Source organism: Paenibacillus sp. J22P169 (assembly GCF_059691995.1).
Map to the genome: position 1 here is coordinate 247,785 of NZ_JCAUAO010000007.1, position 14,715 is coordinate 262,499.

General features: G+C 46.0%; 11 protein-coding genes. 7 read left to right on the plus strand and 4 right to left on the minus strand.

Annotated features, from left to right (window positions below; all coding sequences use genetic code 11):
• Positions 1-45 precede the first annotated feature (45 nt).
• On the minus strand, positions 46-840 hold the full coding sequence (locus AC58QG_RS27015) for a hypothetical protein (RefSeq protein WP_497365190.1): 795 nt from the start codon (positions 838-840) through the stop codon (positions 46-48).
• A 158-nt stretch (positions 841-998) separates the two neighbouring features.
• On the minus strand, positions 999-1,211 hold the full coding sequence (locus tag AC58QG_RS27020; protein ID WP_173111184.1) for a hypothetical protein: 213 nt from the start codon (positions 1,209-1,211) through the stop codon (positions 999-1,001).
• A 225-nt stretch (positions 1,212-1,436) separates the two neighbouring features.
• Here AC58QG_RS27020 and AC58QG_RS27025 point away from each other — a divergent pair, with 225 nt between their 5' ends.
• Positions 1,437-2,384: an ABC transporter ATP-binding protein gene (locus tag AC58QG_RS27025; RefSeq protein WP_497365191.1), complete on the plus strand. Its 948-nt coding sequence runs from the start codon at positions 1,437-1,439 to the stop codon at positions 2,382-2,384.
• Positions 2,381-3,484 carry an ABC transporter permease gene (locus AC58QG_RS27030; protein ID WP_497365192.1) on the plus strand — a complete coding sequence of 368 codons (1,104 nt, stop codon included), beginning with the start codon at positions 2,381-2,383 and terminating at the stop codon, positions 3,482-3,484. The genes AC58QG_RS27025 and AC58QG_RS27030 overlap by 4 nt, the downstream gene beginning before the upstream one ends.
• 143 nt (positions 3,485-3,627) lie before the next feature.
• Here AC58QG_RS27030 and AC58QG_RS27035 read toward each other — a convergent pair whose 3' ends face one another.
• Both AC58QG_RS27035 and yhbH read right to left on the minus strand, forming a co-directional pair.
• Positions 3,628-5,061, minus strand: a complete 1,434-nt coding sequence (locus AC58QG_RS27035) for a SpoVR family protein (RefSeq protein ID WP_497365193.1) — start codon at positions 5,059-5,061, stop codon at positions 3,628-3,630.
• The gene (gene yhbH, locus AC58QG_RS27040) at positions 5,058-6,215 is read right to left on the minus strand and encodes a sporulation protein YhbH (RefSeq protein ID WP_497365194.1); all 1,158 of its coding nucleotides are present in this window, start codon (positions 6,213-6,215) and stop codon (positions 5,058-5,060) included. The genes AC58QG_RS27035 and yhbH overlap by 4 nt, the downstream gene beginning before the upstream one ends.
• Before the next feature lie 292 nt (positions 6,216-6,507).
• On the opposite strand from yhbH, the gene AC58QG_RS27045 reads away from it, so the two are divergent.
• The 5 genes from AC58QG_RS27045 (at position 6,508) to AC58QG_RS27065 (ending at position 14,638) form a co-directional block, all read left to right on the plus strand.
• On the plus strand, positions 6,508-9,153 hold the full coding sequence (locus AC58QG_RS27045; RefSeq protein ID WP_497365195.1) for a winged helix-turn-helix domain-containing protein: 2,646 nt from the start codon (positions 6,508-6,510) through the stop codon (positions 9,151-9,153).
• Between the two features lie 94 nt (positions 9,154-9,247).
• Positions 9,248-10,495, plus strand: coding sequence for an NAD(P)/FAD-dependent oxidoreductase (locus AC58QG_RS27050; RefSeq protein ID WP_497365196.1), 1,248 nt, complete (start codon positions 9,248-9,250; stop codon positions 10,493-10,495).
• Between the two features lie 213 nt (positions 10,496-10,708).
• A complete protein-coding gene (locus tag AC58QG_RS27055) occupies positions 10,709-12,547 on the plus strand; it encodes an FAD-dependent oxidoreductase (RefSeq protein ID WP_497365197.1) in 1,839 nt (612 codons plus the stop codon).
• Between the two features lie 176 nt (positions 12,548-12,723).
• A complete protein-coding gene (locus AC58QG_RS27060; protein ID WP_497365198.1) occupies positions 12,724-13,332 on the plus strand; it encodes a hypothetical protein in 609 nt (202 codons plus the stop codon).
• Positions 13,333-13,681: 349 nt separating this feature from the next.
• The gene (locus tag AC58QG_RS27065) at positions 13,682-14,638 is read left to right on the plus strand and encodes a 3'-5' exoribonuclease YhaM family protein (protein WP_497365199.1); all 957 of its coding nucleotides are present in this window, start codon (positions 13,682-13,684) and stop codon (positions 14,636-14,638) included.
• Positions 14,639-14,715: the final 77 nt, after the last annotated feature.

The following is a 14,715-nucleotide window of genomic DNA, read 5'->3' on the forward strand; positions in this document are numbered from 1 at the left end:
GTCTGCGCAACCCGTCTAGTGCCGGATACGGCGACCTCCCTCCGCTTATTGCAATAAAGCAATCATTTGATACACCTCGCGGTGATCGCCCGGCAATAAGAAATTCGCAACCTTCAGCTGAGAGGAACCATCTCCGTCGAGAAATAGCCCGTCGACCAGCTGATTCTCCCCTACTTGCTCCTGTACCGCTGTTCGGAACTCATCCCCCGTACAAGGGGTAGGCGCTACAACGAGATACACGTTGTTCATTCGATCATACACGATGCCAGAGCGCATGCGCTTCTCGTTAATGACTGGCATTTCTTCTGAAATCGCTTGCTCGGCCCAGCCAAATGGATTCGTCAGCCCCATGCTTACGCCTCCCTGCGCCCAATATCGCGTGCGATCCATTACCTTGAGTTCACTTGCATTTTCGACAACTTGGACGGTAAAGGTTTGTGCCTTCTCATCCCACACGAGCGTCCCTCGTTTCCGATCCGTATTGTACCAGCCCGAGCCGTAATCACCAGGTTGGCCTTTCACAGGCAGATCATTGGTCACAGCGATGCTCAGCAAATACCCCTGCCAGAAAAAACCGCCATTAATCCCATTGTCCGCTCGTTCGGTCACATTGGCCTTTATTGCTTTGAGCCCTATGTTCTCGGGTGAAGTTTGTATAACGTGGAGTAGGACACCATTTGTTGCAGGTTTGATGCTATACGCGGCAGTTGTCTTTGGAGGAGGCGGTTGAGTGGTGGTGTGAAGCCCCCAAATTAAGGTCCATACGAAGCTGATGATTACGATAAGTAGATAGATTAGTAGCTGAGCAGCATGTGCTTTGAAAAGGCGGATAAGGTACATAGCGTTCTCCATCCCAGCTGTAATGGTCTTGTTTCTATTAGTCTATGAAAAGAGCAGGGAAGATATGCCTAGTTATTCTAGTTGTCTACGAAAAAAAACCTCCGAATGAATCTACCATTCGGAGGCGTTGGTTTCGAAACATCTATGTACGACAAAGATTAAAAAATTGGTATACGGGCCTTATTCCCATCTTTGGCATATAAAATCGCTTCTGAGCTAAATAAATCTACACGCTCTAACGAATTAACTAAATTCATGGTAGTGAACTTGTTATGTCGAAGTGCGTTGATCAAAGAAGGAATTAACTTATGATCCGTGCCGACGAAATTAACGGAAATCGGCTTCTTATTAAATAAAATGTTCATTCTCACTACAACACATCTCCTTCTGATTTTTTATTAAGTAGATATTAAGATTATCATACCTTTCTCAATAAGTTCGTCGATTGACGGTGTCGGATTTCCACTAGTTCTGTCAGTAGATATTTCATGCCATGTTCTCTAGCAGATCCCCTAGATGAGAAAGTGTAACTGTGCTTTCATTTGTTATATGATAGGTTGAGTTACGAAAATTTGGAAGCGGAGGGGGAAAGCATTATGGATTCTTCACACATTGTTATTGAAGCGGATGGTTTAATTAAAAATTATGGATCCTTCCAGGCCGTGCGAGGCGTTAATTTTCAGGTCTATCAAGGCGAGGTATTCGGATTGCTCGGTCCTAATGGCGCTGGGAAAACGACCACGATGGAGATGATCGAAGGGCTGCGGAAGCCTGATGGCGGCCGTGCTATAGTAGCTGGATTTGATACGCAGAAGGATTTGGGCAAGGTCAAGGAAGTCATCGGCGTTCAATTGCAATCAACTTCGCTGTTCGAGTTGTTGACGGTTGAGGAAATTATGCGCATGTATGCCAGCTTCTATCCGAGCTCGATTCCGATTAAGCCATTGTTAGAAGATATGACGTTGACGGATAAAAGGAACGGCCGTGTCAAGCATTTGTCTGGTGGGCAAAAGCAGAGACTCGCCATTGGGCTTGCACTTCTGAATGATCCTAAGGTTATCTTCTTGGATGAGCCGACAACAGGGCTGGATCCGACAGCAAGACGAACATTGTGGGAGATTATTCTGAAGCTGAAGGAGCGAGGCAAGACGATTGTATTGTCCACGCATTATATGGAAGAAGCGCACGTACTTTGTGATCGGATTTGTTTAATGGATCAAGGGAAGGTCGTCGCATTGGATACGCCGCGTAATCTGGTAAGCAGCTTGCAATCGGACAGTGCGATTGAGTTCAGGCTGCAAGACTTGGCAGAAACGGACAAAGCATCCGTCCTTCAGGAGCTACACGAAGTCCGTGAAGTTAAGGGAATCGACGTACGGAAGGACGTATTCGTCCTCTACACAGATAAGCTGCAGGAATCGTTAATCGACCTGATTGAGAAAAGCGCGGGTGGTCGCTGGCAATTGGCAGACTTACAGACACGTACGGCAACGTTGGAAGATGTGTTTATTTCCATGACCGGAAGGAGCTTGAAAGAAGAATGAATGCCTATATCCAATTAACGTTAAGTCAGCTTCGTTTTTTTGTACGTAACCGACAAGTGCTCGTATTCACCTTGTTCATGCCGCTGTTCTTCATGATTATGCTCGGCTCCTTTCTAGGTAAGGGGAATGATATTATCGTAGACGGCGTTGTCATTGACCAGGATCAGAGTGCGGAATCTAGGATCATGGTAGAGGCACTTCAAACGAACAGTATTCTGAAGCTTAAGTCTACGGATGACATGGATAAGTCGTTAGAGCAGCTGAAGCATGGGGATCAGAAGCTTGTTGTTATTATTCAGAAGAATTACGGGCAGGCGGTAGCTCTGAAAGGGGCTGACAGCACAAAGGCAAGCTTCCTTCAGGTTTATTATGATCAGACGAACCAACAGAGTGCGCAGATTGGTCTGCAAACCATTAGTCAAGTGGCGGATGGTGTTTCCAAACAAATCTCTAACTACATCCCAGTTGTTAAAATCGAGCCGGTGGGCGTGCAGGCTTTGCAGCTCCGTTATATTGATTTCCTTGTGCCAGGCATTTTGGCGATGATGATCATGACCAACAACTTAAACGGCGTCTCGGGGCAAATTGCTTCCTGGCGTGAGCGAGGTGTGTTGCGACGGATGCAAAGTACACCGCTGAAGGCATCCACATTCATCGCCGCACAAATTACCGCGCGCTTGGTGATGAACACGGCACAAGCTTTGATCGTCCTGCTTGTAGGCGCTTTGATTTTCGGGACACAGGTGAATGGCTCGTGGTGGCTGCTTCTGCTGTTTATCGTCATGGGTACCTTGACGTTCATGTCCATCGGTTTCATCATCGCTGGCGTGGCCAAAACACCGGAGAGTGCCGGTCCGATTTCCGGCCTGATCTCATTCCCGTTGATGTTCTTAGGCGGCGTGTTCTTCTCCGTTTCCAGCATGCCGGAGTTCTTGCAGCCGATCGTGAAATCAATCCCGATTACCCAGCTCAGCACGGCCATTCGGCAGGTTATGAATGTGGGCGCAGGCATCGGGGATCTGTGGCAGGAAGGGTTGATGCTGGCCATTTGGTTGGTCGTATCGTTCATCGTGGCTACGTTCACGTTTAAGTGGGAGTAGGCTGAGCGATTGGAAACACCAATTGCAGCATGAGTTTAATCGGCGTGTCCCGCCGTAAGCGTGAAATTCACCGTTACAGCAAGCAAACAACCAAAGAGGGTGCCCCTCGCCATTTTCATGGCTTTTGGGGCACCCTCTTTTTCTCACAAGAACCGTCGATGATGCTTCTTCCCATCAAAGCTAAACAACACCGGCTTATCTTCCACAACTGTATGCATATGAATGGTCTTACCCCACAGCTTATAAATGTACGGAAGCGTGCGCTCCACATACTTCAGATCCAGCTCAACGCCCTCAAAAGCGTGCCTCAAATACAACTCGCCATTGCGCTGATAGTCCCCATCCTCGACAACGATGTAGGGGAAACCGCCATTCACCCTGGAATAAATAAGCTGATCGCGCGTATTTTCCCACGTTTTATCCGTGATCTTCCACTCAGGTCCCTTCTTCTCAAACACGTATAGGTCTAATTCTTCAACCAGGTTTTTATTCAGATAGTTGCGGATAAACGAGGTATCAGATTCATATTCACGTACTTCGAAGATCTTCTTCCTGCCTTGCCCAGCCGTCCGTCCGAATCTGCGGATTTCCTCATCCGTCGGGGCATCCCAGTGCTTTTCGATGTCCTCAAATATTTTGACACCCAGATAATAAGGATTCAAAGAATGGCGAGAGGGAACGACGACGGAGGAGTTCAACTTGGAGTACTCAATCGTCTCTTCCTCGGTCAAATCCAATTCACGCAGGATGTGTTGATGCCAGTACGAAGCCCAGCCTTCGTTCATGATTTTGGTTTCGAGCTGCGGCCAGAAGTAGAGCATTTCATCGCGCAGCATGGTCAAGATATCGCGTTGCCATTCTTCCATGTAAGGGGCATTTTCTTCGATAAAAAGAAGAAGGTCCTTCTCCGGCTTCGGCGGAAAACGCTTCGTATCTTCTTTATCCAGTGAAACCAAAGGTTTATTTCGGCTATCTAAGTCCCATAAATCCTCATATCCGTATGTGGCTTCGCCTCGAACCGTTGGTGTAGCAGCTTTGTTATTTTCTTGGCGTTTCCGAGTCTGGCCATACGTTAGCGTTAATACAGGGTCAATGTGCTCTTGGATGGCAAGTACGGCATCTATGAATTGTTCAACTTCATCGATTCCGTGCTCAATTTCATATTGGCGGATGCGTTCGGCCGTTGCCGACATGCTTTCGACCATATTGCGATTCGTTTTGGAGAAGCGGGCGTTATTTTTGAAGAAGTCGCAGTGTGCCAACACGTGCGCGACGATCAGTTTATTTTGAATCAAGGAGTTTCCGTCCAAAAGGAAGGCATAGCAGGGGTCGGAGTTGATGACCAATTCGTAAATTTTACTGAGTCCAAAGTCGTACTGGGTCTTCATACGATGAAAGTTTTTGCCAAAGCTCCAGTGACTATAACGTGTCGGCATACCATAGGCACCGAAGGTGTAGATGATTTCTGCCGGACAGATTTCGTACCGCATCGGAAAGAAGTCGAGCCCAAAGCCCTTCGCGATCTCCGTAATTTCATCAATGGCATATTCCAGCTTTTGGATTTCGGATTTACTCACTGTGCAGGCACTCCTTCCTTTTTGGTAAAAAAGGTTTTCAAAGCTTTGTACACTTCACCTTTTTCACGGATGACATAATGCAAGAATTTGGGGTTATTAATATGGCGGAAGGCAGACATCAGTGTAGAGCTGCGGTTATATTGATTCACTTCCCCGTAGCCGAACATGTTCGAGCGTTCCATTAATTGCGTGATCAGCTTCACACAGCGTTCGTTATCTGAGGTTAAATTATCGCCATCTGAGAAATGGAAGGGATAAATATTGAATTGAGAAGGGGGGTACCTTTTATCAATAATATCAATGGCTGTTTGGTAGGCTGAGGAGCAGATCGTGCCCCCGCTTTCGCCTTTGGTGAAGAACTCTTCCTCCGTAACCTCTTTAGCCTCTGTATGATGGGCGATGAACACAATTTCCACGTTCTCATATTTCGTGCGCAAGAAGCGGGTCATCCAGAAAAAGAAGCTGCGAGCTATGTACTTCTCGAATGAGCCCATGGATCCAGAGGTATCCATCATCGCGATAATAAGCGCATTGGAATGCGGTTTCTCGATTTCTTCCCACGTTTTGAAACGCAGATCGTCCGGTGAAATATGATGAATACCCGGCGAGCTGCCTCGTGAATTTCGGCGCATATTTTCAAGGATCGTCCGTTTCTTATCAATGTTGGACATGATCCCTTTTTTACGAATATCGTTGAAAATAACTTCCGTGGTAGTCATATTCCGTTTCTCTTTTTGCTGTAAATTCGGCAGTTCCAGCTCGGAGAAAAGCATCGCTTGCAGCTCTTCCATGCTCACTTCGGCTTCGTAGTAATCCTCGCCGGCCTGATCGCCCGCACCCTCGCCCTTACCAGGACCTTGTGCAGGCTGCGGGTCTGTTCCCAGTACATCCCCAACCTGCGAATCGCCGTCGCCTTGACCAACATGCTTGCCTTTGTTGAAATTATAGCGGAAGCGGTATTCGTCCAAGCTTTTTATCGGTACCTTCACGACTTGTTTACCATTGGACATCACAATGCTTTCATCTGTCACCAAATCTGGAAGGTTCTGTTTAATGGCTTCTTTGACCTTCTCTTGATGTCTGGTTTGATCTTGGTATCCTTTGCGGTGGAGTGACCAATCCTCTTTGGAAACGATAAATAAGGGCTCTGTCATGGGGACACCTCCTTGGCGTTTATGATAAGCAGAACGCTATTCAGACATAGGGAAATAAAGCTTGTTATTAAATATATTCAAGTGTGCGGGGGATATGTGGTGAATTGGAAGAAGCATAAGATAATTATGTATGTGGATATGCGTAAGGAAGAACAAGCCTGGAGAATGATAAATTCCGGTGAACTAGAGCGTGAAAATAATGCTCATTTATCCTGCTAAGTGGTATGATGAGAGGCAGTATAATTCTGGATAAATCGTATGGATGGGTATTTGCAAAAAGGAGGACTAGGTTGTGCTTGGTCAGAAACCGAATGATGAATTTAGCAAACCTTTATTTGATGACTATCCTTTGCTTACCACAAAATTGTATATTCCGCATCAACCCTCTTATCTGGTTACCAGAGAACACTTGATGGAGAAGATGTCTAGGGCGATGCATTGTAAAGTGACGGTAGTCACTTCCCCACCTGGATTTGGAAAGACGACGATGGTTAGTCATTGGTCATTAACAGGAGAAATACCAGTGGCGTGGGTCTCGTTGGATCAGGGCGAAAATGACTTGCTTCGATTTTGGACGTATGTCATGGTTGCAATTAATAAGATTTGCCCTGCAGCTGGTCATAAATCGTTTTCTTTACTGAAGACGATGTCTTTTTCACCAGAACAAATGATTTCATGGCTACTCAACGATTTATTTAAAATCCCGCATCCAATCCTACTTGTACTTGACGATTATCATCTGATTGAATCGGAAGAGGTTCATCGTTTGGTTGCTTTTTTTATTGAGCGTATGCCTCCTCAAATACACTTGTGTTTACTCAGTCGTAAACAACCTCCAATCGCTCTGGGTCAATTACGCGTTAAAGGGCAACTCAATGAAATCAGCCTCTCGGAATTAAGATTTAAGGAACAGGAAATAGCGGATTTTTGGCTTCGGCAAACAGGGGGCTTGCCTGACGAGTTATCACTTCAACTGTTGTCTGATCGCACGGAAGGGTGGGTTGCTGGTATCCAACTAGCTGTTTTATCCCATTTATCGGGTCAACAGGATGCCCTGCACCAATTTAAAGGCGACCATCGATATGTAGTTGATTACTTAATGGAAGAAGTTTTTGACCACTTACCGGAGGAAATTCGTTCGTTTTTATTAAAAACATCTCTATTGGAGAGGATGAATGCGGAACTTTGCGCCGAGTTGACTGATGAACCTGCTCACAGGGGGCGACTGCAAGAAATGGAGAAATCCAACTTGTTTGTCATTCCTTTGGACGCAGAAGGTAAATGGTTCCGTTACCATCACTTATTTGCTGATTTCTTACGTTGCCGCCTAAAGCAGCAGCATCCTGAAATAATCATTGCTTTGCACTTAGCGGCAAGCGAATGGTTTGAAAAGCACAGCTATTTGGGTGAAGCCATTGAACATGCTATGGCTGCCGGTGCGTTTGATAAAGCATGTGCGCTCATTCTAACGATTGCGACGGAGCTGTTAAAAAGAAGGGAATTAACCACATTGCATCGTTGGTTACTTCAATTGCCTGTTGCGATCCGAGAACGTCCCGCGTTACTGATTATTCAAATATGGACGGAACTGTTCATGGGTCACAAAGAGCAAATGGATAAGCACATGGCAACTTTGCAAAAGGGGCTCAATGTACCCAATCATGTAGACGACTCTCTTTATATTGCCATCCGGGAAGATATGAAGGTTGTTAAAAACTTTCAAGCGATGCTTCTTGGTGATTTCAAGCAATGCTATTCCCTATTGGAGGAGATGTATGTCGATGAGAATCTCCCCAATATTGAAGGATTGCCGATGCTATTTGGTTTAGGCATGGAGCTGAATGACGGGACAATTCCACTCATCCGAAGCTATTATGGTTTTAGTGGCCGAATCAAGAAGGCAGAACGCTATCACCGATTTTATGGTGAATTTATTGATAAGAATGGGTTCCATGAATATCCTTTTACGGCCTATCAGCGGGCGGCCCTTTGTGAGGTATGTTATGAACGTAACCAGTTAACGGTGTCTTTACATTTAGCTGAGGATGCTATTCGCCTCGCAAAACGGAATCATGTCATCGGGGCTTATGTTCCCGCTGTCATCATTCAGTCGAAAATTTTTTGGGAAAGAGAGGACAAAGAAGAGGCGATAGCCATTATTTACGAAGCGTTGGATCATCTTAAGTTGACCCATCATCATAGCTCGCATTGGCATGGTTTACTGAATGCTTTTCTGACTCGCTGTCAACTTGAGATGGGAGAGATGGAGGCCGTAGATCACTGGATGCTAACGTCGCCATGGAGCAGACAGAATGAGATTATTGGAGATCAAGACTTTGAGCTTCTAATCTATATCCAGGTTTTATTGGTGAAAAAATGCTGGGCAGAAGCGCTTACTTGGTGTGAACAACTCTTAAAGAAATCGAAAATCTCCGGTCGAATCATGACAGAACTGGAAGTTCACTTAGTACTATCACTGATACATGATAAAATGAATAACCCGCATACTAGTATGCTTCACTTACATCATGCACTTCTATTGGGTGAGCGGGAAGGTTACCTACGTACATTTATCGATATAGATTTAGAACATCTGCTGAAACAGTATGCGGATGTGCGGAAGCTTAAATATATGGCAGAATTGCAAGCAACTGGGGTTTCCCTTCACTACCTTCAAGTCGTTCAATCCCTTTCCTCTGAGAAATGGCAAGCTGAACGAAGAAACAATGAGGTGGAATCCTCTGTGTTTATGCTGACTGTTCGTGAAAAAGAGGTGCTCCAACTCATCGTGGAGGGATTGTCCAACAAAGCGATAGCTGAAAAGTTAGTGCTGGCTGAAGGTACAGTGAAGCTTCATCTCCATCGTGTTTACAGTAAGTTGCAAGTAAACGGCAGGACGCAAGCTATTCAGAAGGCCAATCAACATCGGTTGCTTTGAGTAAAAGATATAACCATCGTATATATCGTTCGTTGGATGGCTCTCTCCTTCCCTTCTGATAAGCTGATAGCATTCAGAATGAAGGAGGAAATAAATGTCAGCAAAAAACTATGATGTTATTATAATCGGAGCGCGAATTGCCGGTTCAACGCTAGCTTATGAACTAGCGAAAGCCGGGTATGAGGTGCTGCTCGTGGATCGCAGTACCTTTCCAAGTGATATCCTGTCTACGCATAATTTTTTTAACAATTCGGTAGCTATGCTCCGAGAGATGGGGGTATTGGAGAAATTGGTCCAGACGGGCACTCCGATGTACAACCGAGCTTATATTCAAATGGACGAAATGGTTGTTGATGGGATTTTTCCTGAGGTAGACGGCGAAACCCACTGTCTATGTGTGCGGCGCAAGCATTTGGATCAAATTCTGTTCGAGCACGCATGTAATCAGGAGCTCGTTACAGCAGTAGAGGGATTTCGAGTAACCGAATTACTTTATGAGAATGATACCGTGTCGGGGATTGCTGGTATAAAACGCGATGGCACAACCGAACAGTTTACTGCCAAGTTGGTTGTCGGTGCCGACGGCCGCAACTCTACTTTGCGCAGATTGGTGAACAGTGAAAGGAAAATGGCTGTTCCTACTGATTTCGCCTCGTATGTGGGTTACTTTTCTAATTTTCGCCAAGAAGGTGAGCCCTGTGTTGAATTCTATAAAATCAAGGATAATATAGGGATTGTGTTTCCGACAAGTGATAATCTCGTCGTGATTGGGATTATGTTTCCTTTAGTAAATAAGGAATGGAGCGAGAAATTTCGGAATCATCCAGAAGCAGGCATACGCGAGCTAGTAGATATAGGTTTCAGTAATACTACTTTCCCGGAGAGGCTGAGAGAAGCCTCATTAGATGAGCCGATTAAAGGGCTGCTTGGCTATGATAATGATTGGTTTCAAGGCATGGGTAAGGGATGGGCTCTTGTTGGGGATAGTGTTTCGTTCAAGGATCCTGCGGTTGGGCAAGGTATGCATGATGCGATCTACGGAGCGCGCTTATTGCGGGGCATTTTATCCGAAACGGTCGACTGGGAAACAAGCTGGAGCGAAATGGCTGATAAATACCAGACCGCAATGGAGTCAAAAATGATGTCTCGTTACCAATTGGCATGCCAAATGACGAAGAATACACCCGTCACAATTGAACAATCGATGGTAAATCAATTGATCGGAAGTCATCCCGATGCATCGCAAGCCTTTCTTGGCATTTACAATTACGCGAATGAGCCCGAATTGTTACAGGAGACTATCATGCGTTTGCTTCAAGGTGGAGTTGGCTTGGGAGAATGAGCTGCCAATGACCGCTGGGGTAATAACCAAAAAAGGGTTAGTCGATTTCATTAGTGAAATCGATTAACCCTTTTTGTCATTTTAGTTACCCATATTCCTGAAGCTTTTCAGTTGACATTTTTGTTGGTTTTTTTCTTCTTTATGCATACAATAAGGGAAGCACGAATTCGATGCAGCAGGTGATGAATATTGAAAAATTGGTTTAAGCGTAATATGAAATCAACAGTGTTCTTAGGCGTTCTTATAATTGTTGCAACGGTTGGCGGAGTGTTAGGATACTTCGGATTGCACCGAGATAGTGATGGGGGATTCACGCTGCATACGCAATCGACTTTTCGGCCTGATGTCGTTGTGATGGGAACAGAGCTTGAAGGGATGTACCTCGCACAAAAGGCGAAGCAGGAAGGCCTCGGCGTATTAATCCTCGAAACGAAAGGCAGATTAGGCGGACAACTCATCCAAGGGGAAATGCTCTATCTTGATGGAACCTACGATGATGAAGGCAACCAGCTCATGCAAGGGGGCATGAAGGAGTTGTTTCAGCAGTATACGAAGGGAAGTATTCGCACCAAAACAGATTTTGCTCATTATTTTCATAAGCTAATTGAGGGCATTCCACTTGAGAAAAATGTTGTGCTTGAAGACTTGAGCATGACCGGGAATAAGGTTGATTCTCTTACCTATCTAGACGGTGATGGGAAAAGGCGAATGGTGAAGCCCTCCTATGTTGTAGATAATTCGGATGATGCCGCCTTGATCCGCAAGCTTGATGTGGAGCCGCTTCCAGGATTGGAAGCGCTATACGGGAACAAGGAACGCGAATATATGAGCGGTACGTATATGATGAAATTTAGGGGAGTCGACTGGGACAAGTTTCAATCACATTTTTGGGCAATGAATAAAGTAGAGCGAGCGCATAAATACGGACCAGAAAGTTACGTGAATTCACACATCGCTTATGGGTTTCCGCCAATCGTATCGGCTTATGAACTGCGCAACAAGGGCGAACTCAATTTACGTGGCTTAAATATCCTAAATCAGGGTAACGGAGAAATTATCATTAACGCACTTCAGGTATATGGCATCGATCCGAGCCAGAAGGAAACGATCGAACGTGGCATGCAGCTGGCCCAAGCAGAAATGCCCTTCATACGGGATCATCTACGTAATCATATGGTGGGCTTCGAGCAGTTGGAATTAGGTGGAGAGCCGAACGATCTGTACGTTCGAGAGTTTAACCACTACCCAACCGAATATGTCCTGCAGGCGTCGGATTTAATGAGCGGCCGTATGTTCTGGGATAACGTGAGCATCGGCGGTTATTTCATGGACATTCAAGGCTCGCGCTCCAATCGGGAGGGGTTAGCTATCGGGCGGCCGGATAAATATGGGATTCCGCTGCGAAGCTATTTGCTTCACGACTACGATAACGTGATAACAACTGGGAAGCTGGTTGGGGCATCAGCTGTGGCCTATGGAAGCGCAAGAATTCAGCCGAACGGGGCGATGGCTGGGGAGTCTATTGGTGTGCTCATGGCGCAAATGCAAGGAAGAAGCTTGAAGTCGACAACGCCAGAGGAAATAGCTCGACTTCATGAGCGGATGGAGCGTAAGTATCACATCAAGCTGAAAGGTCAAGTCGCGAAGGACAAAATTGCTCATCTGTCTGAGGGGGAGAAAGCGGAGTTGAATAGTGGGAGGATTACGCTGCTGAAAGGCAATAAGATCGCTCATCATCTGCCTTTTATCCGAATCAGTCTGGAAGGCCAGGCCCTCACTTACAACGGAATCAAGCCAATTGTCATCGGAGGCATCCCGTGGGTGCCGCTTACTCAAACCTTCGAGAAGATAGGCCTTGGTGATGCAACATACGATGAAGAAAACAAACGGATCCTATACACATCCAAGGGTAGTTCCGGAACCATTGAATCGGCAGACGTCCATGTGCTGAACAATTTTGTACTTGTAAGCTGGGCCAAGCTCGCAGAAGTGTTAGGTTATAACTGGGAGTGGAACAAGGCTGGAGACGAGGTCATTGTTAGGCGATTGTAGAGGCTGAGTTCATTGGTATGATCAGGTAGTCATGCAGTAGAAAAACGAAAATCTGTCGATTCTCCATTGGAGGATGGCAGATTTTTTAGTTTCCAACGTTTCATCCCAAGCCCACACCATCTCCGCGTATAAGCAATAGTCTACTCTATAAACGGAGTTTGGGGAGTGTGGCATTTATGGGGATTAATCGAAAACGGCAGTTAACTTCGAAGGCTAGCTTACAGGCAGCAAGGCCAATCAAACAACGAGTGTACGCCATTCGCAAGGTTGCTAAGGTAATGCTGCCATTCTATCGTAAGCTAGCGAGCAGCCGTACTTTTTCCGTCCAGTGGGCGACGGCTGTGCGGGAGACTGATATTGCTCGCATGAACAAGCTGTTGCGTTCGGTCATCGGCTCAGAACCTTTATCGGCCTTAGCATCCAATGGCGTAGGGTGGTTCGTTGATTTTCCGCTGCCGAAGCCGCTTCTTGTAATCACCAATGGGACCACCATTCGTCCAGGGCAAGTGCAGTTCACATTCAGCGCCACGATAAATCGCGCGATCGCGAAGGCTGTCATTCCGCTATATAAGGAGATTATTTGCAATCCCTATTACGCGGCGCTAATAGTGAAGGCGATCAATACGCAGAATGAGGCACTGTTAAAGCGTTTGATACGGAGTAAGGTAACAAGTCGGAGATTAGTCTCTGTCCACATTGATTTCTCTGGCTTCTTTCTTGGGTTTAAATATCCAGAGAGTAAGTATGTGTATCTAAATGAAGTTTTTCGTGAGTATGTCATGTGATTGGTTATTGGTCAAAAGCATTCCGATTCCTGCGATGGCAGGATCCCCGAGGTGCTTTTGTTGCTTGGCAATTAGACAAGCCTAGCAGAGGAAAACGAGCTTTTCGAATCCAACCTATCTCCTTCAGCGCTCGTTCCTATCAATAATGGATATATGGCTGCAAACGCTTCATTATAGGAAAGAACGAAAGCGCACAACCAACAGAATAATCCATTCAGGCCGAGCAGAAGCGGGAATAGACATGGAAACGGATGCGGGGAGGGATACGGTATAAATTTCTAGGCAGGCCACTAATCAATTGGGTGTATTTCGTAGTATAATGTTCCTATTGATTATTGGAGGCACATACATGACATTAATTAAACATTTACAAGCACCAGATGAATTCACGGGCTTTTACTTAATTAAAGAGTTGGAAATTAAACAGACGAACACAACACCTGCCAAAGATTTCATGGATATTGTACTCTGTGATGCGAGCGGACAGGTTTCCGCAAAAATGTGGGACGTCAGCATTGCGGATAAAGAGACCTTTTTCCCAATGACCTTAGTAAAGGTGCAGGGGCTCGTTCAAATGTACCGCGAACGCTTGCAAGTGAAGATTGGGAAAATTCGTAAAGCGCTGCCGGAAGATGGCGTGCAAATCACTGATTTTATCCGCTCTGCACCGATCAGTCCAGCGGATCTCATTCATACAATCAACCATGTTTTAGCAAGTATTACGAATCCAACGATTCAGTCGATCGTCTCGTTCTGTGTGGCGAAGGTGCAAGACAAACTAGACCATTACCCAGCGGCCAAAACGCATCACCATGCGTATTTCGCGGGACTTGCCTATCATATCGTGCGGATGCTGGAGCTCGGGGAGTTTATTTGCAAGCAGCGGCCATTTCTCAATGCGGACCTGATCAAAGCGGGCATTATCCTTCATGATATCGCGAAGCCAGAGGAAATGATTGCACAGCTTGGTATCGTGTCAGACTATAGCGTGCAAGGGAAGCTGTTGGGTCACATCTCCATGGCGTCCAATTGGATTACAGAGGCTGCTCTGCACCATGGCGTTGATCTCCAATCGGACCTCGTCATTGGGTTGCAGCATATTGTCTTGTCCCACCACAACTTGCCGGAGTGGGGAAGTCCTGTACTGCCGCAGCTTCCGGAAGCTGTAGCCCTTCATTACATCGACTCGATGGATGCGAAGCTGCAAATGGTCGAGGACACGCTGCTTATCACACCGGAGTCCGAGCCCTGGACGCCGATGATCCGCGGGTTGGAGAACAAAGCGATGTATCGCTTGAAGCTGTAGAGCAGAGCGTTGATGAGATGTAAGAACGGAAAGATGAAAAGAGCCATTCCCAAGGAGAGAGAACTTCTTGGGAATGG